This window comes from Streptococcus parasanguinis ATCC 15912, assembly GCF_000164675.2.
In the GTDB taxonomy this organism is placed as follows: Bacteria; Bacillota; Bacilli; order Lactobacillales; family Streptococcaceae; genus Streptococcus; species Streptococcus parasanguinis.
This window is the reverse complement of the sequence record NC_015678.1, coordinates 1,171,179-1,194,624: the sequence shown is the minus strand read 5'-3', so window position 1 is coordinate 1,194,624 and position 23,446 is coordinate 1,171,179. Positions and strand designations below refer to the sequence as shown.

General features: G+C 42.3%; 16 protein-coding genes and 1 pseudogene. 10 read left to right on the top strand and 7 right to left on the bottom strand.

Translation table 11 applies throughout. The features are described 5' to 3' along the window. Positions 1-80 precede the first annotated feature (80 nt). The 6 genes from hutI to HMPREF0833_RS05610 all read left to right on the top strand — a co-directional run bounded on the left by hutI (position 81) and on the right by HMPREF0833_RS05610 (position 16,399). Positions 81-1,328, top strand: coding sequence for an imidazolonepropionase (gene hutI, locus HMPREF0833_RS05635; RefSeq protein WP_041818361.1), 1,248 nt, complete (start codon positions 81-83; stop codon positions 1,326-1,328). Positions 1,329-1,618: 290 nt separating this feature from the next. Beyond that, a complete protein-coding gene (locus tag HMPREF0833_RS05630) occupies positions 1,619-4,003 on the top strand; it encodes a phosphoketolase family protein (RefSeq protein WP_013904109.1) in 2,385 nt (794 codons plus the stop codon). A 390-nt stretch (positions 4,004-4,393) separates the two neighbouring features. Continuing rightward, complete coding sequence (locus HMPREF0833_RS05625; protein WP_041818360.1) at positions 4,394-6,493, top strand: surface-anchored 5'-nucleotidase; 2,100 nt, start codon at positions 4,394-4,396, stop codon at positions 6,491-6,493. A gap of 246 nt (positions 6,494-6,739) precedes the next feature. After that, positions 6,740-11,128: an SGO_0316/SGO_0317 family LPXTG-anchored serine peptidase gene (locus HMPREF0833_RS05620; protein ID WP_013904107.1), complete on the top strand. Its 4,389-nt coding sequence runs from the start codon at positions 6,740-6,742 to the stop codon at positions 11,126-11,128. 66 nt (positions 11,129-11,194) lie between these two features. Beyond that, positions 11,195-15,694 (top strand): SGO_0316/SGO_0317 family LPXTG-anchored serine peptidase, encoded by a 4,500-nt coding sequence (locus HMPREF0833_RS05615; RefSeq protein ID WP_013904106.1) that lies wholly within the window; start codon positions 11,195-11,197, stop codon positions 15,692-15,694. Positions 15,695-15,946: 252 nt separating this feature from the next. After that, positions 15,947-16,399: a hypothetical protein gene (locus tag HMPREF0833_RS05610; RefSeq protein ID WP_013904105.1), complete on the top strand. Its 453-nt coding sequence runs from the start codon at positions 15,947-15,949 to the stop codon at positions 16,397-16,399. Between the two features lie 198 nt (positions 16,400-16,597). Here HMPREF0833_RS05610 and HMPREF0833_RS05605 read toward each other — a convergent pair whose 3' ends face one another. The 3 genes from HMPREF0833_RS05605 to HMPREF0833_RS05595 are packed head-to-tail and all read right to left on the bottom strand — an operon-like array spanning position 16,598 to position 18,930. After that, complete coding sequence (locus HMPREF0833_RS05605) at positions 16,598-17,008, bottom strand: hypothetical protein (protein WP_013904104.1); 411 nt, start codon at positions 17,006-17,008, stop codon at positions 16,598-16,600. Next, on the bottom strand, positions 16,989-17,891 hold the full coding sequence (locus tag HMPREF0833_RS05600) for a phosphodiester glycosidase family protein (RefSeq protein ID WP_013904103.1): 903 nt from the start codon (positions 17,889-17,891) through the stop codon (positions 16,989-16,991). Before HMPREF0833_RS05600 ends, HMPREF0833_RS05605 begins: the two co-directional genes overlap by 20 nt. After that, the gene (locus tag HMPREF0833_RS05595; RefSeq protein WP_013904102.1) at positions 17,878-18,930 is read right to left on the bottom strand and encodes a bifunctional glycosyltransferase family 2/GtrA family protein; all 1,053 of its coding nucleotides are present in this window, start codon (positions 18,928-18,930) and stop codon (positions 17,878-17,880) included. The genes HMPREF0833_RS05600 and HMPREF0833_RS05595 overlap by 14 nt, the downstream gene beginning before the upstream one ends. Positions 18,931-19,229: 299 nt before the next feature. Between HMPREF0833_RS05595 and rpsF the strand changes: the two genes are divergently transcribed. The 4 genes and pseudogenes from rpsF to HMPREF0833_RS05575 form a co-directional block, all read left to right on the top strand. Next, positions 19,230-19,520, top strand: coding sequence for a 30S ribosomal protein S6 (gene rpsF / locus HMPREF0833_RS05590; RefSeq protein WP_003005040.1), 291 nt, complete (start codon positions 19,230-19,232; stop codon positions 19,518-19,520). A 20-nt stretch (positions 19,521-19,540) separates the two neighbouring features. Continuing rightward, positions 19,541-20,038, top strand: coding sequence for a single-stranded DNA-binding protein (locus HMPREF0833_RS05585; protein WP_003008622.1), 498 nt, complete (start codon positions 19,541-19,543; stop codon positions 20,036-20,038). 41 nt (positions 20,039-20,079) lie between these two features. Further along, the gene (rpsR, locus tag HMPREF0833_RS05580; protein ID WP_000068664.1) at positions 20,080-20,319 is read left to right on the top strand and encodes a 30S ribosomal protein S18; all 240 of its coding nucleotides are present in this window, start codon (positions 20,080-20,082) and stop codon (positions 20,317-20,319) included. 257 nt (positions 20,320-20,576) lie between these two features. Continuing rightward, positions 20,577-21,074: pseudogene (locus HMPREF0833_RS05575) on the top strand (GNAT family N-acetyltransferase); the annotation flags it as partial. Positions 21,075-21,172: 98 nt separating this feature from the next. Here HMPREF0833_RS05575 and HMPREF0833_RS05570 read toward each other — a convergent pair. From HMPREF0833_RS05570 to HMPREF0833_RS05555, 4 genes are read right to left on the bottom strand one after another with little or no spacing between them, the layout of a single operon-like run. Continuing rightward, on the bottom strand, positions 21,173-21,730 hold the full coding sequence (locus HMPREF0833_RS05570; RefSeq protein ID WP_013904100.1) for a DUF6036 family nucleotidyltransferase: 558 nt from the start codon (positions 21,728-21,730) through the stop codon (positions 21,173-21,175). After that, positions 21,723-22,007, bottom strand: a complete 285-nt coding sequence (locus tag HMPREF0833_RS05565) for a hypothetical protein (protein ID WP_013904099.1) — start codon at positions 22,005-22,007, stop codon at positions 21,723-21,725. The genes HMPREF0833_RS05570 and HMPREF0833_RS05565 overlap by 8 nt, the downstream gene beginning before the upstream one ends. Before the next feature lie 53 nt (positions 22,008-22,060). After that, the gene (locus HMPREF0833_RS05560; protein WP_013904098.1) at positions 22,061-22,498 is read right to left on the bottom strand and encodes a hypothetical protein; all 438 of its coding nucleotides are present in this window, start codon (positions 22,496-22,498) and stop codon (positions 22,061-22,063) included. After that, entirely contained in the window at positions 22,491-23,405 is a 915-nt protein-coding gene (locus HMPREF0833_RS05555; protein ID WP_013904097.1) for an IS1595 family transposase, read from the bottom strand. The genes HMPREF0833_RS05560 and HMPREF0833_RS05555 overlap by 8 nt, the downstream gene beginning before the upstream one ends. Positions 23,406-23,446 lie beyond the last annotated feature (41 nt).

The window sequence follows — 23,446 nt, the reverse complement described above, 5'->3', positions numbered from 1 at the left end:
AAACTTTTTGACTTTTTTTTGACGCTTTTCCTGTAGAATTGTAAAATGAATAACAATGGAAATAGAAAGGAATGTTTCATATGTCTGCTGATATCCTATTAACCCACTTTAACCAGTTGTTTTGTCCGAATGATCTGGGTCATCCTCTTTATGGCAAGGAGATGGCAGAGGCAAAAATTCTTTCAGATGCTTATATCGCCATTAAAGATGGAAAGATTCTTGCGGTTGGGACAGGTCAACCAGATCCAGAACTGATTGACGACCATACGGAAGTGAAATCCTGTGAGGGAAAAGTTGCGACCCCTGGCCTGATTGACTGCCATACCCACTTGGTCTATGGAGGCAGTCGGGAGCATGAATTTGCGAAAAAGTTAGCAGGTGTTTCTTACTTAGACATCCTCGCCCAAGGCGGAGGGATTTTGAGCACAGTTCGGGCGACACGAGAAGCTTCCTTCGATAATCTCTATGACAAATCCGAACGACTGTTGGATTACATGTTGCGTCATGGGGTGACTACTGTTGAAGCCAAAAGTGGTTACGGTTTGGATTGGGAAACAGAAAAACGTCAGTTGGATGTTGTCGCTGCACTGGATCGGGATCATCAAATAGACTTGGTATCAACCTTTATGGCAGCCCATGCGATTCCCACAGAGTACAAGGGCCGTTCCCAAGAGTATTTAAATCTCATTGTGGAACAAATGCTTCCCAAAGTGAAGGAAGAAAAGCTAGCTGAGTTCTGTGATATCTTCTGTGAAAAAGGTGTCTTTACAGCAGATGAATCTCGCTATCTTCTTTCTAAAGCTAAGGAGATGGGATTCAAACTGCGGATTCATGCCGATGAGATCGAATCCATTGGTGGTGTTGATGTGGCGGCTGAATTGGAATCTACCAGCGCAGAACACTTGATGGTGATTACGGATGAAGGTATTCAAAAACTAGCTGCAGCAAAAGTGATTGGCAATCTATTACCAGCCACAACCTTTAGCTTGATGGAAGATACTTATGCACCGGCTCGTAAGATGTTGGACGCTGGGATGGCCATTACCCTAACAACGGACAGCAACCCAGGGTCTTGTCCGACAGCCAATCTCCAGTTTGCCATGCATCTGGGTTGCTTCATGATGCGCCTAACTCCAGTAGAGATTCTCAATGCGGTGACCATCAATGCAGCCTATTCAGTTGATCGTGCTAAAACAATCGGCTCTTTCGATGTTGGCAAACAGGCTGACATTACCATCTTTGATGCACCAAATCTAGATTATCTTTTCTATTTCTTTGCGACAAATCTAGTGACAGATGTCTACAAGAAAGGTCAAAAAGTCATTTAACCGACTCCATTTCATTTGGGACTTTGCTGGTTTGTAAAAATCAGCGAAGTCTTTTTTAAATTGTATCATTCTAGGGAATGGTACCGCTTTAGTGGGAAAATAAAATTTGACGTTCAAAGAATATTTTTCTTACTTTCTAATGTACAAAAAGGGAAATTCTTGATAGAATAGAAGTAATATTGAATATTTTCTTCAATATCATCTGTTTGACTCGAAAACAGATTGTTTAAACTATTAATCAAACGAACAGGTTGTTCAACAGACCTGTCTAGAAATTGTGAGGAGACAAGATGACTGTCGATTATAACAGCAAAGCTTACTTGGATAAAGTAGACGCTTGGTGGCGTGCAGCCAACTACATTTCAGCTGCTCAAATGTACTTGAAAGATAACCCATTGTTGAAGCGCGAAGTCGTTGAAAATGACTTGAAAGCTCACCCAATCGGACACTGGGGAACTGTACCAGGGCAAAACTTTATCTATGCTCACTTAAACCGTACCATCAACAAATACGACTTGGATATGTTCTACATTGAAGGACCAGGTCATGGTGGACAAGTAATGGTGTCTAACTCATACTTAGATGGTTCTTATACTGAATTAAATCCAAACATCCCACAAAATGAAGAAGGTTTCAAACACTTATGTAAGATCTTCTCATTCCCAGGAGGAATCGCTTCTCACGCGGCGCCTGAAACACCAGGATCTATCCACGAAGGTGGAGAACTTGGGTATGCCCTTTCTCACGCTGCAGGTGCTGTATTGGATAATCCAGATGTGATTGCTGCCACAGTTATCGGTGACGGTGAAGGAGAAACAGGTCCATTGATGGCTGGTTGGTTGTCAAATACCTTCTTGAACCCAGTCAACGATGGGGCTATCCTTCCAATCTTCTACCTCAATGGTGGAAAGATCCACAACCCAACGATCTTCGAGCGCAAAACAGACGAAGAATTGGCCCTCTTCTTTGAAGGTCTTGGTTGGAAACCAATCTTTGCGAATGTCACTGCGATTTCAGAAGACCACGAAGCTGCCCACGCTTTGTTCGCTGAAAAATTGGATGAAGCAATTGAAGAAATCAAGAAAGTCCAAGCAGAAGCTCGTAAAGGTTCTGCTGAAGAAGCAACTCAACCAGTATATCCTGTCTTGATTGCTCGTATTCCTAAGGGTTGGACTGGTCCAAAAGCATGGGAAGGAACACCAATCGAGGGTGGATTCCGTGCGCACCAAGTTCCAATCCCAGTAGATGCTCACCACATGGAGCATGTCGATGCCCTTCTTTCATGGTTGGAATCTTACCGTCCAGCTGAATTGTTCGACGAAACTGGTAAACTAGTTCCTGAAATTGCCGAAATTGCACCAAAAGGTGACCGTCGAATGGCTATGAACCCAATCACAAATGCTGGTGTGATCAAACCAATGAACACAGCTGATTGGAAGAAACATGCCCTTCAATTCAACACACCAGGTGAAATCATGGCTCAAGACATGATCGAATTTGGTAAGTATGCGGCAGACTTGGTAGATGCGAACCCAGATAACTTCCGTATCTTTGGTCCAGACGAAACCAAATCAAACCGTCTTCAAGAAGTCTTCACTCGTACAAGCCGTCAATGGTTAGGACGTATGAAACCAGACTACGATGAAGCCTTGAGCCCTGCTGGTCGTGTCATTGACTCTCAATTGTCAGAGCACCAAGCAGAAGGTATGCTTGAAGGATATGTCTTGACAGGTCGTCATGGATTCTTCGCTTCTTACGAATCCTTCCTTCGTGTCGTGGATTCTATGATTACTCAACACTTCAAATGGTTGCGTAAGTCTAAGACACATACAACATGGCGTAAAAACTACCCAGCCTTGAACTTGATTGCAACTTCAACTGTCTTCCAACAAGACCACAATGGTTACACTCACCAAGATCCAGGTATCTTGACTCACTTGGCAGAAAAAACTCCTGAATATATCCGCGAGTACTTGCCAGCAGATACCAATAGCTTGCTTGCGGTGATGGATGAAGCTTTCAAGGCAGAAGATATGATCAACTTGATCGTTTCTTCTAAACACCCACGTCCTCAATTCTACTCAGCAGCTGAAGCAGAAGAATTGGTTCGTGAAGGATACAAGGTGATCGATTGGGCATCAACTGTTTCAGCAGATGAAGAGCCAGATCTTGTTATTGCAGCTGCAGGTACTGAGCCTAACTTAGAAGCTCTTGCAGCTATCACAATCTTGCACAAAGCCTTCCCAGAATTGAAGATCCGCTTTGTCAACGTTGTGGATATCTTGAAATTGCGTCACCCATCCGTGGATGCGCGTGGACTTTCAGATGAAGAGTTCGACAAAGTCTTCACAACTGATAAACCAGTCATCTTTGCCTTCCATGGTTACGAAGGCATGATCCGTGATATCTTCTTTAACCGTCACAACCATAACCTTCGTGTACATGGTTACCGTGAAAACGGGGATATCACCACACCATTTGATATGCGTGTGATGTCTGAGTTGGATCGCTTCCACTTGGCACAAGATGCAGCTAATGCAGCTCTTGGAGAAGCAGCAAGCGCATTTGCAGCGAAGATGGATGAAACAATCGCCTTCCACCATGACTACATCCGTGAAAACGGAGACGACATTCCAGAAGTTCAAAACTGGAAATGGGAAAACGTGAATAAATAAGAAAAGAGAGTGGGACAGAAATCGGTAATTCGTTAGAATTCGATTTCGTCGTCCCACCTCCGCACAGTTGAGTAGGGCTGTAAAAGCTGATGAAATCAGTGTAGTAGAGCCCACTCAACCACTGCGTCTTGCTCGACAATCCAAAAATAATTGAGAGGCTAGGACTTTTGTCCCAGCCTCTTTTGTGATGAAAATCAAGTGACGAAAGAAAAAGGATGAAAAAAGATGTTTGGAAAACACATTTTTTCTAAAAAATGAAAGAGCTTTCAGAGAAACATTGAAGTAAAGTCGAAAAAATAGTAAAATGGAAGAGCTGATTGTAGCAAATCAATTCTTCTACTTTCTCCTTTTGATTAGAGGAGTAGCGTAAATTAGAAAATGGAGTATTCTATGAAGAAAAAAGTTATCTTGAAAAGCAGTATCCTAGCGGTTGTTGCGGGTCTCAGTGTTTTTACGATTAATAGCGTTTTTGCGGATGAATTGCCAGTGCAGTTCATGGGAGTCAATGACTTCCACGGCGCCTTGGAACAAACTGGGACAGCTCGTTTAGAAGGTGAAACTGTGAAGAATGCAGGAACAGCCCCACTTTTGGCAACCTATCTAAATGATTCACAAAAAGACTTTGAAACGGAGAATGCAGGAACGCCAAATGCCAGCATCCGTGTACAAGCTGGAGATATGGTCGGAGCTAGTCCAGCTAACTCTGCCTTGCTTCAAGATGAACCGACTGTAAAAGTCTTCAATGAAATGAACTTTGAATACGGAACCCTTGGAAACCATGAGTTTGATGAAGGGCTCGCTGAATACAACCGGATCATGAAGGGGGAAGCCCCAACGCCTGGTCAATTCAACAAAATTGTGGATGATTATCATCATGAAGCTTCCAAACAGGAAGTTGTCATTGCCAACTTGGTGGACAAAGATACCAATAAAATTCCATTTGATTGGAAACCATATGCAATTAAAGAAATCCCAGTGAATGACAAGACGGTTAAGGTTGGATTTATTGGGGTCGTTACGACAGAATTCCCAAATCTCGTCTTGCGTAAAAATCATGAACAATACCGTGTTTTAGATGAAGCGGAATCAATTGCTAAATATGCCCGCGAATTGAATGACCAAGGGGTTCATGCGATCGTCGTTTTAGCTCACGTCGCTGCAACAAGTAAAAACGGTGTCGCAGAAGGTCCGGCTGCAGACATGATCAAAAAATTAAATCAAATCTATCCTGAAAACTCAGTGGATATCGTCTTTGCAGGTCATAATCACCAATATACAAACGGGATGGTCGGAAATACCTTGATCGTTCAAGGTACGTCTCAAGGGAAAGCCTACTCGGATGTCCGTGGGGTCCTAGATACAGATACAGCTGACTTTGTCAAAGCTCCAACTGCTAAAATTATTGCGGTAGATCCATCTAAAGGCAAAGCAAAAGATGCCAAGGTTCAAGCGATCATCGATGATGCCAATGCGACGGTTAAAAAGGTAACAGAAGCAAAAATCGGTACAGCAGACAAGGCTGAAAATATTACCCGTGAATTGAATGCGCAAAAAGAAAGTGCTGTTGGAGATTTGGTCACAGTTGCACAACTAGATATTGCCAAAAAATCAGGTTATCCAGATGTTGACTTTGCCTTCACCAACAATGGAGGAATCCGTGCAGACCTCGTGGTGAAACCAGACGGAACAGTAACTTGGGGTGCAGCTCAAGCGGTGCAACCATTTGGAAATATCCTTCAAGTAGTTGAAATTACTGGAGACCAAATCTACAAGGCATTAGACCAACAGTATGATGAGAAAGAACTCTACTTCTTGCAAATGGCTGGCATCAAGTATACCTACACAAAACCAGCGGATGCCACAGAAGAAAATCCTTATAAGGTCGTGAAAGCTTACAAGGCAGACGGTACCGAAATCGATCGCAACAAGACTTATAAAGCGATTATCAATGATTTCTTGTATGGGGGTGGAGATGGTTTCTCAGTCTTCCGCGATACCAAATTGATCGGGGCTATCAATCCGGATACAGAAGTCTTTATCCAGTACATCCAAGATTTGGATAAGGCAGGGAAGAAGTTGTCTGCTTCAATCTTGGGCAATAAGACCTTTGTGGAAAAAGTGGAAGAAGATACACCTACTCCAGAACCTCAACCAACTCCAGAACCACAGCCAGCGCCAGTCGATCCAGTCAGTCCTGAAAATCCAGTCCATCCTGTAGCTCCAGTAACTCCGGCTACCCCAACTCCTCAACCTGAAAGCCCAGTTATCCCAGCTAAATCAACTACACCTGAAACGAAAGAAGTTGCAAGTATCAAACCAGTCGCTGTCACTTATCATACGGGTGGTCAAGCAGAAGTAGCTGCTACACCAGCAACTGGTCTTCCAAAAACAGGTCAAGAAGATTTGGCTTCAACAGTCCTGAGCCTCTTTGGCATGACCTCACTAGCTTTAGCAGGATTTGTAGCTAGCAAAAAGCGTGAAGAAAATTAATCAAAACTAGGAAGCATCCTCTCTAAGAGGGCTTCCTTTTTGTTTTTAATTGAGAGGGGTGTCTTTACCAAAAGGTTTCATCTTCAAAACCAATCGCTTTCTTTCATTATTGATAAAGAAAAATTGTCAGAAATAAACTAAATATTATACTTATTTTAGATTTTGACAGACCGCATTGACTTTACATAAAAGAAGGACTAAAATGAAGGCGTAGTAAACGCTTACAACAAACAAGGAGGTCTGGTTATGAGAAATGACAGACAACAACGATTTTCTTTCCGTAAATATGCCGTTGGTTTAGTATCAGTGGTAGTCGGGTGCCTTTTTTTTGGTCCGGCTGTTTTAGCGCAGGAACAGGAGGGAACGGTAGAACCACCTGCAATTGTAGCGCAAGAAGGGAAAGAAGAGGTTCAACCGTTATCTGGTTTGGAAAAAAATTCGGAGGAAGCTCTTCCAACTGACGAATCAAGTAAGGAAACTTTTTTGCAAGAGCAACCAACACCTGAGAAATCTCCTGAAACAGCAGATTCAAATGGGAATGTAGATTCCGCTTCTAATCCTAAATCTGAAAAGAAGGGAGTCGAAAAGAAAGAGGAACTGGAGAAAAAAGTAGCAGAACACTCTTCAGTAGCCAATAAAGAAGGTGTTTCGGAAACTGTAACAGATCAAGCACGTGTTCAGGCCTTGGTACGTTTGGAGACGAAAAAACAGGATGTAGCAACTTCTCCAAGTATTGCAGACCAAATTCGGAATAATCTCCCAATCAAAACGGCAGTTTTAAAAGAGCTAGATGAAAAGGGAATTCAATATAAAAAATTAGCTGATTTTGATTTGGTCTTTAATGGATTTGTCTTGGAGACGAATTACAAGGATGCCATGGAGATTCGCAAGATAGCTCGAGTTGAAAACGTTGAGATTACCCCTCTTTCTACAACTATAGAAAACCAGAATCTTCCGAAGAAGCAGACGACCCTGGTCCCAACCAAGGTAAGTGATGAAAATGAATTGATTAATCTTCAACCATTGTGGGATAAGGGAATCAAGGGGCAAGGGAGCGTGGTTGCTGTCCTAGATACTGGCCTAGACTATGATCATAATTTCTTTAGTTTAACGGATAAGAGTAGAGCCAAATACAAGAATAAAGAGCAGATGGAAGCGGCCATGAAGAAGGCCGGAATTACTTATGGTAAGTGGTACAACGATAAGGTGATTTATGCTTATAACTATTCGGATATGAATGATGAGATCAAGGAGGATGATCCGCGTTCGCACGGGACCCACGTGGCGGGCTCTGCAGTAGGAAATGCAACAAAACCAGTGCCAACAGGAGAACTACTTAAGGGGGTAGCTCCAGAGGCACAACTCATCTTTATGCGGGTCTTCTCAGATAAGAAAGGGATGACCGAACAAGGTTTTATTGTAGCAAAGGCTGTAGAAGATGCTGTGAAGTTGGGGGCAGATACTATCAATATGAGTTTTGGGGGTGTCAATGGGGCAGAAGCTGATACCAATCCGTTGACGCGTCAAGCTTTTGAGTTTGCAAGAAAATCAGGTGTTATCATTAATGCTGCAGCAGGGAATTATGCCGTGAGTGGATACTGGCAGTCTAAGCCAAAAGCAGATGCACCGGATACTGGAACAATGGATGAACCAGCTGTTGAAAAGGGAGTTCTAGCGATTGGTGCTTTCAATAATAGCATTACACATGAAACAAAAATTAGTTTAGAAGTTCCAGCTCTAAAAAATAAGGAAGAATTCCAGAATGGTCTGATTGACCTTCCTGTCTATCGCTTGATCTTTCCAGTAGAAGGACCACAGTCTTATGTTTATGTACCGAAGGGGGGAGAAGATACTTATCGAAATGCTGCTGTAAAAGACCAAATTGCACTGGTTGAAAGTGGTGGCGATGTATCAGATGAAGATAAGGTCAATGCCCTCAGACAAGCTGGAGCAAAAGGGGTCCTGGTTTATCAAAATGAAGAACAAGGAGATACCCTTCAAAATCTTTCCATGGGGTATTGGGGATCCTTCTATCCTGTCAGTGTACTTGGTCATTCTATCGGGAAAGAGCTAGCTACACATGCTGGGGAATATACGATCACTTTCCATCAAGAAGTTAAGAAAGTACCCTATAGTGAAGCGAATAAGATGCTCTACTTTACAGGCTGGGGATTAACCGCTGAAGGAATGTTGAAGCCTGATGTTACTTTGCCGGGTGGAAATGTTTACTCTGCTATCCCAGATGGTTCGTACGACTTGGATGCAGGTACGAGTATGGCGACACCACATGCGGCAGGGGCGACAGCCTTGATTAAGCAAGCTTTAGAACAACGATTCCCAAATTATAGCCCAGAGCAAATCCATACGCTTTTGCGACAATTAGTCATGAGTACAGCCAAACCTCATTTTGATCAGGAAAGCAACAGTTACTCCTCGGTTCGTCAACAAGGATCTGGTCTTATGGATGCTGCAGCAGCAGCTTTTGGCGATGTCTTTGTAACAGGTGGAAAAGGAGCAAATAGTAGTCTGACCCTTGGAAATGTTAAAGATTCCTTCACGTTTGATGTCACTGTACATAATCTTAGTTCAGAAGCAAAAGAATTCACTTATCATACGGTCGTCAATACCGATCAAGTAGAAAATGGACGTATTACCTTGAAGATGCGCCAACTACTGGATCAAGAAGGAGAAAAAACTATTCATGTTCCTGCTATGGGAAGTGTGACGGTTCCGATTTCTGTGAATACCAGTAACTATACAAGTGAGCTCACGAATCAAATGAAAAACGGTTACTTTTTAGAAGGTTTTGTCTTCTTTAAAGATGCCAAAACTAAGAAAGACCTAGTGAGTCTTCCATATATTGGTTTTAAAGGAAACTATCAAGATTTACCAGGAATTGAAAAACCCATCTATGCCTTCACTGGGGATGAAAAACCATTCTATTATTACGCAAATGAAAAAGCGGAGCACCCTGAAAAAGACCCAGGGGATCACTTTACTGCCTTAGTCAGCTCTATTTGGAGAGGGGGCAAAAAAGTACAGGTTGTCTTGGGAGAAAAAGACGGGCACTATGATGGAAATAGTCTCGTATTCTCGCCAAATGGGGATGGATCCTATGATAGTGTCAAACTCAATGCAGTGGTCTTAAGAAATGTGGACAATATTCATTTGACGGTTTATCGTGCGGATGACGTCAAGAGAGAACATCCAATTTTTGAAAAAGGCAATGAGAGCCAGAAGAAATCAGATTATGGCTGGCGGATCAACGATCGTAGTAAGATTCTGTATGCGACACGTTGGAGTGGAAAAGATAAAAATAATCAGCTTGTGCCAGATGGAGATTATCAATATGTGGTCACTTATCGTCCAAGCACACCTGGTGCCAAACCTCAAGAGATTGTCTTAAAGGTCAAGGTCGATAAGCAAGTACCTCAACTGGCAAAAACGACAGATCTTTTTGATCCGATAACTCGCCTCTTTAAGCCAGGTGAGATTGTTGAAACGGGTAGTGGGCTAGCTGGTAAATACCTCTCTTACCAAAAAGATGGTCAGGAAGTAGAAATCACTCCAAACGAAGATGGAACCTATCTTATCCCTGACGGAGTGGATCTAGAAACAGTACGCTTCTATATTTGGGACCGGGTCAATAATACCAATACCATGACTCTGGATGGAAAGACCGTTTCAGACGAGGTGACGACAGAAAATACTGGAACAGAGGAAGCAAGTCCGACACATGAAACTAGTGAAGCCACAGTGGGACGCTTAGAGGTACAAATTGTCAATGAAAAAGGAGAAGCGACCAATCAATATCCAGAAATGATGCGTTACCAAGTATTTGATAGTCGAGGAAATCGGGTTGATAAGGAATTTAATATTTATTATGAAGATCCATTACCAACTCTTCCATTTGGAACCTACACTGTAAAAGTCGTCGGTCAAGACCAAAACTACTCTTGGGTATCTCCAACAACGGTAACGGTGGAATTGAGCAAAGAGCATCCAGAAGGTGTGGTCAAATTTGTCTATCATTATATTGATAAAAATCGCTTTGATCTTGTCTTTGATAAAGAGCTTCCAAACGGAACCCGTGTCTTTGCCATCGATAAAAGGACGGGGCAAAAAGTGGAGTTGGATCAAACCCTTTACGAACCAAAGACCTTTGAAAAGATTCTAGTTAATGGAGATTATCAGATCCATATTGATTTGCAAAAAGGTTATCGCGCAGTAGAGAATGATTTCTTCTATACAGTAGGTGAGCGCATTAATCGCTACTTAACTAGTTTTGTCGAAGTTTCAGATAATCAGGTAGAGGATCCGATTGTTCCATCTTCTCCTATTCCATCTCCTCAACCGTCAACGACGACGCAAGAAGGTGAAAAAGGAAAACGGCCAGATGAAAACGAGACACATCCAATAGTCGCGAAACAGACAGATATCCGTCCAATGTTCCAGAAAGATCTTGAAAGAGTATCAGAAATGGATCCGTCGACTAAGGAGGTTACAAGTCAATCATCACCTTCTCTTCCAAATACAGGACAAGAAAATGAACAAACAGGAATGATCGGTTTGATGGTTCTTCTTCTCACTTTTGGTGCTATCCGATTGAAGAAGAATCGTCCGGATCAAGAATAAGAGAATAGCATTGAGGTTAAGGGAGTATGACAACTTCCTTAACCTGTTGTGTATAAAGGAGTTTTTATGGAATTTCATCGACAACAGCGTTTTTCCATTCGTAAATATGCGATTGGAGTCGCTTCTGTTTTGATTGGTACCTTTCTAATGGGATCAGCGGTTTCAGCTGATGCGATCGTACCAACACCGTCCATCTTAGAGCCTTCTGTAGTGGTGCCAGAAACCGCGACAACAGATGAGAAAACAGCAGAACCGCTTTCGGCTACTAAGGACAGTATGCCCACTTCAGTTATAGAAGATGTTGCTTCTAAGAACCTTGCTACAGCTGAGATTGAGAGTAAGGAAAAGACAAATCAGTCTCTACCTTCATCTTCAATCGATACAAGCAGTTCGACTACAAATCAAGTAAAGGCAGAGAAGGCTTCACCTTCAGTTGCGGAAGCACCAAACGAAAATGGGGTTGCTGCTCCAATTACGACCCCTATTGAACCAGTAAAGGAAAATTTAGAAGAAACAAGCCCAGTTGAGATCCTGGTTCGCTTGAAAGAAAAGGTTTCTGATGGGATTGGAGAGGTATCTCCGACTTCAAAAGAAACTCGCATTGAAAAAACCAATCAGGATCATGAACAGTTTTTGAAAGAGCTCGAAAAGCAATCCATTCAATTCAAAAAATTGTATGACTTTAATCTGCTTTTTAACGGCTTGGCTCTAGAGACGACTTATGGAGATGCTAAAAAGATTCGAGGACTAGCGCGTGTGGATGCTGTAGATTATGCTCCACTTGGTCGGACCAGAGTGGCGGAAACACAGCCCGCACCTGCATCACCGACTTCAACTACGACCAAGGTCAGTGAAGAAAATAGTCTGATCAATTTACAACCACTCTGGGATAAGGGAATCAAGGGTCAAGGGCAGGTAGTTGCGATCATTGATTCCGGTGTGGACCCTGCCCATGATGTTTTCCGTCTAACAGATATCAGTAAGGCCAAGTACAAGAGTGAGGCGGAAATTGAAGAGGCTAAGAAAAAAGCGGGGATCACTTACGGTAAATGGTACAACAATAAAATCGTCTACGTTCACAACTACAGTGATATGGATGACAATGTCAAAGAAGACGATCCAATTTCACACGGAGCTCACGTAGCAGGAACTGCTGTGGGAAATGCTTCTCAACCCTCTCCAAATGGTGAAATTATCCGTGGTGTTGCTCCAGAAGCCCAACTGATGTTTCTACGTGTTTTCTCAGATACCAAGGGCGGTCAAGTTCAAAATTTCATCTACACTAAGGCGGTAGAAGATGCGGTCAAATTAGGGGCGGATTCCATCAATATGAGTTTGGGAACAGCATCAGGTTCTGTTTATGATGTTGGAGAGATCACCCGCCAGGCCTTTGATACAGCAAGAAAGGCGGGAGTAACCATTACAGTTGCCTCTACCAATATGGCGACTAATGGCTTCTGGCACAGCAAACCACTGGCTACCACACCAGATTATGGAATGACAGGGACGCCATCCGTCAATCCAAATGTCATCTCAGTCGCGTCTATTAATAGTCTCACCAAGCATGAGTCGACAGAAGCAAGCCTGACCGTAGATGCGTTAAAAGGTTCCGTGGACTTCCCAGATGGCAAGATTCCGATGCATTCCTTTGTAGAACGCGACGCTTTTCGGACAACCATCCCTCAAAGCTATCTCCATGTGGACAAGGGAGGGATCGACCACTACCAAGCAGATAGTATCAATGGGCACTTAGTTCTTACTGAGCGAGGTGGCGAAGTTTCGGATGTGGACAAGGTCAAAGAGCTCAAAAGAGCTGGTGCTACAGGTGTGATCTTTTACCAAACAGAGGAACAGGGAAATAATCCTGTAGGCTTTGATTTAGAAGGGCTCGGAGAACGATTCCCAGTTGGGGTTATTGGCCACGCTGCTGGACTTGTTTTGGCTCAACATGCCAATGATTACCAGCTCCATATTGCCAATAAATTCAAACGTGTGCCTTACGATGCAGCCAATCAACTATCTGACTTCTCATCTTGGGGGCTATCAGCTGATGGGGATCTCAAACCGGATGTCACCCTTCCAGGAGGAATGATCTACTCATCTGTTAATAATGGAGAGTACTATATGGATAGGGGAACCAGCATGGCCTCTCCTCATGCTGCGGGAGCCACTGCACTGGTGAAACAAGCCTTGAAGGAGCGCTTCCCTCATCTTAGCCCAGAACAACTACAGGTTCTAGTCAAACAAATGACTATGAGTACAGCGATCCCTCATGTAGATGAGGAAACACATGCCTATTCCTCTGTTCGTCAGCAAGGAGCAGGGGTCATGGATGTCACAGCAGCAGCTCTAGGAGACCTCTATGTGACAGCAAAAGATGCTAAAAGTAGCCTGACACTTGGCAATGTCACAGATACCTTTGAATTTGATGTGACCATCCACAATCTTTCCAATCAAGATAAGTCTGTCCGATATGAAACTACTCTTCAGACAGATCAAGTTCAAGATGGCAAATTCACCCTCCATCCTCGTCTATTAAAAACGCTAGACGGTAAGGAAACGGTCACTATCCCAGCCAATGGTCAGCGGACCATCCACGTAGCAGTTGATGCAAGCAAGTACAAGGAAGAACTCAGCAAGCAAATGCCAAATGGTTATTTCTTAGAAGGTTTTGTACTGGTTAAAGATGCCAGCAGTCAAAAACATCTGGTCAGCCTCCCTTATGTTGGTTTCCATGGGGATTACCAAAATCTGCGTGGCATTGAAAAGCCTATCTACGAATATACAGGTAGCGACAAGCCGTTTTACTACTACAAGGATAAGACCGATTACCCAGATGGAAAAGTCCCAGAAACTCCAGAGCGTCATCCAGACAATCACTTTACCTCTTTGATTAGTTATGTCTATGAAAATGGAGAATCCGTAGCCAAAACTCTTGGTCAGGATGGGGATCGCTTTGACGGGGATCAACTCTACTTCTCTCCGAACAACGATTCCAGCTTTGATAGTGTCAAGGTAAAAGCCGTCATGCTTCGCAATGTTGAAAATGTACACCTATCAGTCTACAAGAAGGAGGACACAACTCGTGCTAATCCAATTTACGAGGTTGGAAATGAAGTCCACCGTAAGACGGACTGGAGTTACCGGATTGGGAATCGCAGTGAAGAGTTTTATGAAATCTCTTGGGAAGGCTTGGACAAAGACGGCAAGCAATTACCAGATGGGGAATACCAATTTGTGATCACCTACCGTCCAACTGCTTCAGGTGCCAAGCAACAAGAGCTTAACTTCAAGGTTAAGATTGACAATACGGCTCCAAGCATCGAGTCTGGAAGTGCTCAGTACGATCCAGCAACACGGATTTTCCGCCCAGGTAAGGTACTTGAAACCGGTAGTGGCTTAGCAGGGACTTATCTGTCCTATGTCAAGGACGGGGAAACAGTGGCCTTGGAACCCCAAGAGGACGGTAGCTATCTTCTTCCAGAAGGGGTGGACCCTTCTACTGTTCGCTATACCATCTGGGATAAGGTCTACAATACCACTGAGATGGACATCGAAGGAAAGAAAGTAGAGGCAACGACTTCGACGAATGAAGCCAGTTCAGATGAACAACCAAGTGAGACAGAGTCTGAAAAACCGAAGGCTGAAAAGGGGACCTTAGAAGTCGTCTTCACAGATAGCAGTGGCGAAGTCATTTCTTATTATCCATCCGTCGTTCGTTACCAAGTGGTGGACGACCAAGGACGTGTAGTGGAAGGAGAGTTCAATGCTTCCTACAATGGTGGTAGCTTCCCAGACTTGCCTTTTGGTACTTATACAGCCAAGATCACCCTATCTGATTACCATTATGATTGGGGAACAGAGCTGGTGAAAAAGGTGACTGTTTCACCTGAGAATCCACATCCAAAAGTAACCTTTGCCTTCCATTATTTAGATGAAAACAAATTGACCATTGGATTTGATCAGCCAGTCCCAGCCGGAACGGTTGTAAAAGTGGTAGGGAATGACGGTATCAGCCGACTTCTTCCACAAAGCATCTATGATCTGCTGCGCTTTGAGACCGTGCTGATGAACGGTTCCTATCGTGTTCATGTCGATCTCCCGGCAGGCTATCATGTTGCGGAAAATGATTTCCTTTATGAAGTGAGCAATCGGATCAACTACCATCTTCTCTCTTTGGTCAAAGACGTTATCAAGCCAACCCCAGAGGTGCACAGTGGAGCGATTGTGGAACCATGGATTCAACCAGAAAATCCGACACTAGTGATAGATGAAGTGCCAAGTCGTCAATCAGAAACCCCAGTGACCCCAGACCAACTAGCGGTATCCGAAAGTCCAGGAACTCCAGCTCAACCAGCTGCAAGCGAAACAAAAGAAGTGGCAACAAACAAACCAGTTGCTGTCACTTATCATACGGGTGGTCAAGCAGAAGTAGCTGCTACACCAGCAACTGGCCTTCCAAAAACAGGACAAGAAGCCTTGACTTCAACAGTCCTTAGCCTCTTTGGCATGACCTCACTAGCTTTAGCAGGCTTTGTAGCTAGCAAAAAACGTGAAGATTTGTAAACATAAATAAAATTGTTGACATGTCGGAAAACGAGCAATTCTATAGTTGGAACTGCTCGTTTTCTATTTCATAGCTGGAAATGATAAAAATGATATCAGATAACTCATCACAGATGGAACTAAAAGGAAAACAACAAGAACATGCTGGTAGTAACAAGAAAGTCTTTAGCCTTTCTAAAGAAGGATAAGCAGTGCGTTGAAAACGGTTTATTTTTGTGATAAAATTGTCTTGATTAGAAAAGGAGATTCTCTATGAAACATATGAAGCGTATTGTATTTGCCACATTATTAGCTTTTGTTGCTGTAATTCTCGTAGCTTGCTCCAGTTTTACACGCAGTGATAATGGGGTTTATGTATTTGAACCTAGTACAGAAGATATAAAAAGTATCCTTAAAGAACAAGGAAATTCCATAGAAGGAGCAGAACTATTCATTGATCAACTTAAAATTAAACTCACCCTTGAAATAAAGGGTGAGAAAGGAAAAATATCTGGTTTTGTTAGTATACTTGGTAACAAGACAGAAAAATCAGTAGATTTAAAAGTAGATCAAAAGCAGAAGTTGATATCCTCTAAAGAAAATGACGAAAAAGTGAGATACAAAATTGAGGGAGATGTATTAACTTTTCAAGGGGATAATGTTGATCTTACGGACGAACAGGCAGCTCTTATATCCAAATTTGCAAAGTTTAAACGGGTCAAGTAAATGCGACAGGAATAAGTTGCAAAAATGTTACTCAAAAACGAGCGGTTCTATACATAGAACTGCTCGTTTTTGAGTATTTTATAGGAAATCATCCTTAAAAAGAATGAAAACTCTATAGTATCCTTGGCAAAATAGCTATCTCGTATAAAAGCTGGAGCCTTTCTGGAAATCTGATTTCTTTTTAAGATTGTTTTCTGACTAAGCGGATGCCTTCTCCACCCAGACACTGCGGACAAAGAAGAGGCTGATCAGAGCCAGTGCTAGAAAGGCAACTCCAAGGTAATAATAGGGCTGATCCATTGTGGTAGATCGACCAGAGAGGTTGACAATCCCTCGGTAGAGGGCTCCGGCTGTGAGGGTAGCCACTCCTGAATTCCAAAGATTGAGACTCAGGCGAGAGAAGCCTTTCACTATCAACTGTAGAAGCACTAGTAGGGCACCACCGATCAAAGGAATCAAGAAGAGGTAGTGCATGAAGGCAGAGGTTTCGCCAAAACTAAAGTGTTCATAGATGCGACTTCCGACAAAGAAGAAAGCCGAGATAAGAATGTACCATAGGATGGTCTTTTTCAAGCGTTGTTTAATAGGATTAGTAACCGATGTAGACAATGTCACTCACCGCCCTTTCTGAGATAGTACCATTTGTAGTTGGTTTGTTAATAACTTGGCCATTGAAGTAAAGTGTAGAAGATCCACCACCATCCAGGTTGTAGGCTGTTTTAACGCCATAAGACTTCATCACTTCCGCTAATTGGTAGAGAGAAAGCCCTTCACTCTCTGAAGTCCGGCCGTCCGATACGACGATAATGTAGTGGTTTTCATCGATGATCCCAATCGCTGTCCGTGGATTTGACGCCATAGATTGCCCGACCTCTGAGTTGGTATCGACGGTAATTTCTCCATTTTCAACTAAGGAAGGACCGAAAGCGAGGAGATTGACGACCCCGTCTTTGACCAATTGATCCGCTGAGATCTCATCTTCATAGATAATTTTGAAGGATCCATCCTTGTAAATGGCTAGGTCCCCATTGCTTGAATCTTCCCGAACGGTATCGCGGTAGACCACTCCATTTCGGATGACGTATCCTGTACTGTTAGCCCCGTAATAGTCACCATTCACTGCTAGAATGGCACTGTTGTTGGCAGCTGTGACAGAGGTCTTAGCAGTCACGTTGGTTCCGTAAGTGTTTTGTGCAAAGGCTGTTTTGAGGTAGTCAGATGAGCTGACTGTGATATCTGCAATGTAAACCTGGGTATTTTCAATCGTTTTTTCTGTTAGGCTCACCTGGATATTGTCATCTGAATAGCTAGTATCAGTCGTTGTAGCCGATGCAGCTGCTTTTTTGGCTGCCTTAGTGTCCGTAGTCGTAGCTTTTACGGTTTGGATGGCATCGGATAAGACAAATGTCTTGAGCATCGAGTAGCTAAAACTGCTGGTCAAAAGCAGGCCAAAGCAGGCAGCATAGGTGTAGGATTTTTTAAAGAATTTCATGGTGGGTAGCAGTCCTTTCTTTGAAGATCACTTTTTTCTGGATCACCCATGAGACCAGAAAGAGGAGGAAGCCGACGACAATCTTACTGATCAGGAGATTGAGCCCGAAAGCAGTATAGAAGAGTCGAATCAAGAGCGTATCGAGAATAAAGAGACCAAGGGCTAGGCCAAAGTAGCCACTTCCGGTTTTAGTGACGCTGTCTTTGTTCTTAAAGACCAGGTGCTTATTGGTCGAGTAGTTAAAGATGGAACTCGTCACACGAGCGATCCCATTCGCTAGGAGAATACGTAGACTAATGGGCACGGCCATCATCACGAAAAGAAAGAAGGCGTAGACCAGATAATCCACGATAAAGCTACTGAGGGAAGAGAGGGCAAACTTAAACATGTCCTTGTAGATCATGAGGCCATCTCGAATAGGTCGGAAATGGGAGCCTTCGTTGTCATTGATGTAGACCGTCTCGATGGGAACTTCCACGATGGGGAAGGACTTGGTTGCTGCGAGGAGCACATTCATTTCGTACTCATACCGTTGTCCTTCAACCTCAAGCATGAAAGGCAAGAGATTCGTAGTGAAAGCCCGTAAGCCCGTTTGGGTATCGCTGACTGCCACTCCTGTTTGTTGCTTAAACAAGAAGCGGGTCAATTTATTCCCGAAAGCAGAACGTAAAGGAACTTTTCCAGAGAAGGCGCGGGCTCCTAGAATAAGTGTTCCAGGATGCTCTTGAGATTGGTTAACAACCCTGAAAATATCCCAAATTTTGTGCTGACCGTCTGCATCAGCTGTAACAATGCTTCCACAGGTGCCTCTTTCTAGGATGTAGTCATAAGCAGTCTTGTGAGCTTGCCCTTTTCCTTGGTTGTGCTCATGAGTCAGAACTGTCGCAAGACCCTCCAATTTGTCAAAAATCATTTTCTTGTCAGCGTCACTCCCATCGTCGACCACGATGATGTGGAGATCGCTTTTAGCGTGGACCAAGCGAACCAGTTTGACAAGATTCAGATCCGGTTGATAGGCGGGGATGATAAGATAATTCATAATCGTTCCTCGTTTCTTGAGATTTGTTGTAGCCAGTATAAAGACTCAAGCTTAAAGCTAACTGATATCAGTTTTCTTTAAGGAAAGGAGAGGAAGAAGGGGAGTAGTTTCTACTATAAAATGTCATTTTTTAGGGCATTTTTTTCCTTTAGAAGGGAACGTCCGAAATCATTTTTTAAATCCTAAAGATAATTCTTGCCTTTGTTCGAAAAGTCTGGTATAATAGTTTCTTGTGAGTAAACCTCACTTACCCCTTGCAAAGACAGGGGGTCATTAGTCCAAAAGGAGGAACATTATCAATGGCTAAATACGAAATTCTTTATATTATTCGTCCAAACATTGAAGAAGAAGCTAAAAACGCTTTGGTAGCACGTTTCGATTCTATCTTGACTGACAACGGTGCAACTGTTGTTGAATCAAAAGATTGGGAAAAACGTCGTCTTGCATACGAAATCCAAGATTTCCGTGAAGGACTTTACCACATCGTAAACGTTGAAGCGAACGACGCTGTAGCTCTTAACGAGTTCGACCGTCTTTCAAAAATCAACGGTGACATTCTTCGTCACATGATCGTAAAAGTTGACGCGTAAGAAATCATCAGAGGTGACTTATGATTAACAATGTTGTACTTGTCGGTCGTATGACCCGTGATGCTGAACTTCGCTACACTCCAAGCAATCAAGCAGTTGCTACTTTCAGCCTAGCTGTCAACCGCAACTTCAAGAGTCAAAATGGAGAGCGCGAAGCCGATTTCATCAACTGTGTGATCTGGCGTCAGCAAGCAGAAAACTTAGCCAACTGGGCTAAGAAAGGTGCTTTGATTGGGATTACCGGTCGCATTCAAACACGTAATTACGAAAACCAGCAAGGTCAACGTGTTTATGTCACTGAAGTCGTAGCAGACAGCTTCCAACTATTGGAAAGCCGTGCAGCACGCGAAGGGCATGCAGGTGGTGGCTATTCATCAGGCAACGGTGGTTTTGCTGGAAATGCAACCCCAAGCTTTGGTGGATCTGAACCAAGCAATGCAGCGCCAAACTTTGGTCGTGAAGAAAATCCATTTGGAGCCAATCCAATGGATATCTCAGACGACGATCTTCCATTCTAAGAATGGGTTTAACGAATTAAAACTATAAAGGAGAATTAAACATGGCTCAACAACGTCGTGGCGGATTCAAACGCCGTAAAAAAGTTGATTACATCGCAGCAAACAAAATCGAATATGTCGATTACAAAGATACTGAGCTTCTTAGCCGTTTCGTTTCAGAACGTGGGAAAATCCTTCCTCGTCGTGTAACTGGAACTTCAGCGAAGAACCAACGTAAAGTAACAACAGCTATCAAACGCGCTCGCGTAATGGCTTTGATGCCTTTCGTAAACGAAGATTAAAAAAAAGACCCTAACGGGTCTTTTTTTCATGAGCTAGAAAACAAGAGAGCGAATTAAGACCCTAACGGGTCTTTTTTTCACGAGCGTGGAAATGTAAGAGCGAGTTGAGGTCCAGTGGACCTCTTTTTCAGATCCTTTGGATCTTTTTTTGCGAGCATAGAAATGTGATAGTGTGTTAGGTCCGTGTGAAGCTCTTTGACCTTTCCCAAGCTCTGATTATGCTATAATGAGGGGAGAAAGGTATCAAGGAGGGAACTATGAAGGAAGGTGTAATCATCAGGAGGATGATAAAGGCAGATATTGAGCACATCTCTCAAGCTTTTATCCACCAAGGGTGGCCGGGTAGAGAGGATATCTTGACTAGCTATTTTCAGGAGCAGGAGAATAGAGAGAGGGACGTATTAGTAGCTGAGTCGGATGGATTTGTGGCAGGCTATATCACTATATTGCCTGCTGCCAAGCACGGCCCTTTCGTGGGAGTCTATCCTGAACTATCTGATTTTAATGTTTTTGAACCATTTAGAAATCGAGGGATTGGGAATCAACTCTTAGAGGAGGCAGAAAAAAGAGTCTGGCTACTATCAGAGATTGTTACTTTAGGGGTTGGTTTACACTCGGGTTATGGCCCAGCTCAAAGACTGTATGTCAAACGGGGCTATATCCCAGATGGATCTGGGGTTTGGTTTAGGGATCACCCCTTGGCCCCTTACAGTTCTTGTGAAAACAATGATGACTTAGTCCTCTATTTTTCAAAGGGAACTATATACCTGTTTACACTAACCACAATATGGAGTGCTTCCGAAATATACAAAAAAGGCGACTTCCGAAATGGAAATCGTCTTTTAATGTGATGTCAATAATATTTTCTAAGTTTATCTTGATTTTCTTTGAAAAAGTTCTCTAACCAATCCATGCCATAAGCATAGCTAAAACCTTCTAGGAGAACTGAGAAGTCAATACTATCAAAGCCCATTTTTTTCAAACCATCAAAGGTGTTGAATGGCGAACGAAAATGCTTGTATTTAATAATCGCACCAATATCTTTTAAATCCTGTTTTCTAGTACTCACCATCTTCATTCCCAACACATACTCAATCGGGGTTGCTAAAACCGTTAGATTCTCAAACGAGTACAAGGTTTCACATAAACTTAACGGCGGCTGTTTGTTCATATTTGCCACATTATTGTTGAGCCATAGCTCTTCGTGAGTGTTAAGATTAAACTCTTGTCCGACACGAGCGATAATTTCATTGATTTTTTGGCTTTCTTCGTAAAAAGCATCCACATCTTGCGTTGCACGCAAACCATGATATTCCAAGACATAGCCACCAACACAGATAATGGTCAAAGTAAGATTTGCCTGAACCAATTCCTTATTCAAGGCTTCAAAGACAGGTTTCATTTTATCCATGTTTATATTTCTCCATCATTTTTTGAACATTGGCTAATTTAGCTGGCTTATTTAACGAAATCACATATTCATGAGTTGGTGTGTGCTCTTGAATGGCATACTTTAAGCTAACCTTTTGAAAATCAGTTAATTCTTTGGAGACTAGTAATTTCTCAACATCCTCATTTGTTAAATAAGAATGGTCTTCAAAAATGACTTTTCGCAAATAACGAAACCAATGACTTGAATTGAAACGTGATTGCTTGGATGCATTTATCATATAATCATACCAATCCATCGTCTTCCTCCTATGAAATCTAGTTCATGTTATTGTCGTTTATATTTAAAAGTCTAACTTTTTCTCTTTCTTAACTGTTTATCTTCTTTAGGATTATAATTCAAAGCCTGTTGTAGTTTTAAATCAAAATCAGAAAGTTCTAACTTTTTCTCTTCAAAAGGAATATCAGGCAATTCAAACCGAAACTTTTTATAAAAGAAAGTGTTGAACTCCTCTTTGCTATCTGAAATATCTACTAGAGTATCTAGTTCGGAAAGTCGATTCTGTATGCTGATTTTTGTAATATCGTCGAGCTTTTGGTAAATTGCATAATACGATAAATCTTGGAAAAATTTCCGATGCGATTTAACAACTGCCTGAGTATAAGGGCAATTATAATAACTGAGATATTTCTTGTAAAAATTATCAGATAGAGAAATTTGGTAATCTACTAACTTATTGTCAATCGTTTTGGAAACTGTTCGCTCCATTTCTGCATGTAGTTTATCCATGGATTAGCTCCTTGTATTTTGTACGAACTCCTGAAGATGCTAGTAGAAGATTGAAGCGGTCATTATCCGCCATACTACGAGTATTATAGCGGAATACAAATTCATCCACGTAGTCCTGCAAATGTTTCTTAGACCATGAATGGTAAATTCCTAATACCCCTCGTTTAAGTCCTGCCCAGAAACCTTCAATCGTGTTTGTATAAATATCATCAATGACATACTCATGAGCACCATGGTTTACAAAAGCGTGGTCATACATCTTCGCAACTTTATTATAACCTAACCATTCATCAGTGTAAAGTTGAGCGGTATCTTTAACAAATTTAACGACTTGTTCTGTCAGAGTTTTTATACCTGTATCCCTTACTTTATAAGCATTTAATTTTCCTTCTCGTGCAACCATACCGACAACTGGAGTTTTATCTTTTAGAGAACGACCTTGTGTATTTTTGACCTTTTTAGAATTATGACGATTCTTATTTTTACCACCAATATAGGTTTCATCTACTTCGACAGTTCCGTCCAACTCATTGTTATTTTCTGAGCCAAAGCATCTACGAATACGCTCTAACATAAACCAAGCAGTTTTCTGAGTAACGTGAATGTCTTTTGAAAGTTGAAGTGAGGAAATACCTTTTTTATGAGAAGTCACCATCCAAATAGCGATAAACCATTTTTGAAGAGAGACTTTAGTATTATCAAACATCGTACCAGTTTTAACGCTAAAATATTTACCAGTATTCTTGCACCTATATTTACCATTCTTGCATTTATAAACCTTAGATGTTTCATCAAAAGGACTGACTACATAGCCATTCCAACGAATTTTTTCTAAATGTTGTTCACAATGATAATCACTTGGGAAAGCATTCATCAAATCGTACAATGACTTAAACTCACCTAACATCTCTCTGCTCCTTTTATATTCTAAAACTATTATATCATTTA

Bases quoted from the DNA above. Each gene is read 5' to 3' on its own strand.
- HMPREF0833_RS05570 (WP_013904100.1), bottom strand. From the start codon at position 21,730: ATGGATAAAATGAAACCTGTCTTTGAAGCCTTGAATAAGGAATTGGTT.
- HMPREF0833_RS05600 (WP_013904103.1), bottom strand. From the start codon at position 17,891: ATGAAATTCTTTAAAAAATCCTACACCTATGCTGCCTGCTTTGGCCTG.
- HMPREF0833_RS05615 (WP_013904106.1), top strand. From the start codon at position 11,195: ATGGAATTTCATCGACAACAGCGTTTTTCCATTCGTAAATATGCGATT.
- HMPREF0833_RS05620 (WP_013904107.1), top strand. From the start codon at position 6,740: ATGAGAAATGACAGACAACAACGATTTTCTTTCCGTAAATATGCCGTT.
- HMPREF0833_RS05630 (WP_013904109.1), top strand. From the start codon at position 1,619: ATGACTGTCGATTATAACAGCAAAGCTTACTTGGATAAAGTAGACGCT.
- rpsF (WP_003005040.1), top strand. From the start codon at position 19,230: ATGGCTAAATACGAAATTCTTTATATTATTCGTCCAAACATTGAAGAA.
- hutI (WP_041818361.1), top strand. From the start codon at position 81: ATGTCTGCTGATATCCTATTAACCCACTTTAACCAGTTGTTTTGTCCG.
- HMPREF0833_RS05560 (WP_013904098.1), bottom strand. From the start codon at position 22,498: ATGGATAAACTACATGCAGAAATGGAGCGAACAGTTTCCAAAACGATT.
- HMPREF0833_RS05610 (WP_013904105.1), top strand. From the start codon at position 15,947: ATGAAACATATGAAGCGTATTGTATTTGCCACATTATTAGCTTTTGTT.
- HMPREF0833_RS05625 (WP_041818360.1), top strand. From the start codon at position 4,394: ATGAAGAAAAAAGTTATCTTGAAAAGCAGTATCCTAGCGGTTGTTGCG.
- HMPREF0833_RS05555 (WP_013904097.1), bottom strand. From the start codon at position 23,405: ATGTTAGGTGAGTTTAAGTCATTGTACGATTTGATGAATGCTTTCCCA.
- HMPREF0833_RS05595 (WP_013904102.1), bottom strand. From the start codon at position 18,930: ATGAATTATCTTATCATCCCCGCCTATCAACCGGATCTGAATCTTGTC.
- HMPREF0833_RS05565 (WP_013904099.1), bottom strand. From the start codon at position 22,007: ATGGATTGGTATGATTATATGATAAATGCATCCAAGCAATCACGTTTC.
- HMPREF0833_RS05585 (WP_003008622.1), top strand. From the start codon at position 19,541: ATGATTAACAATGTTGTACTTGTCGGTCGTATGACCCGTGATGCTGAA.
- rpsR (WP_000068664.1), top strand. From the start codon at position 20,080: ATGGCTCAACAACGTCGTGGCGGATTCAAACGCCGTAAAAAAGTTGAT.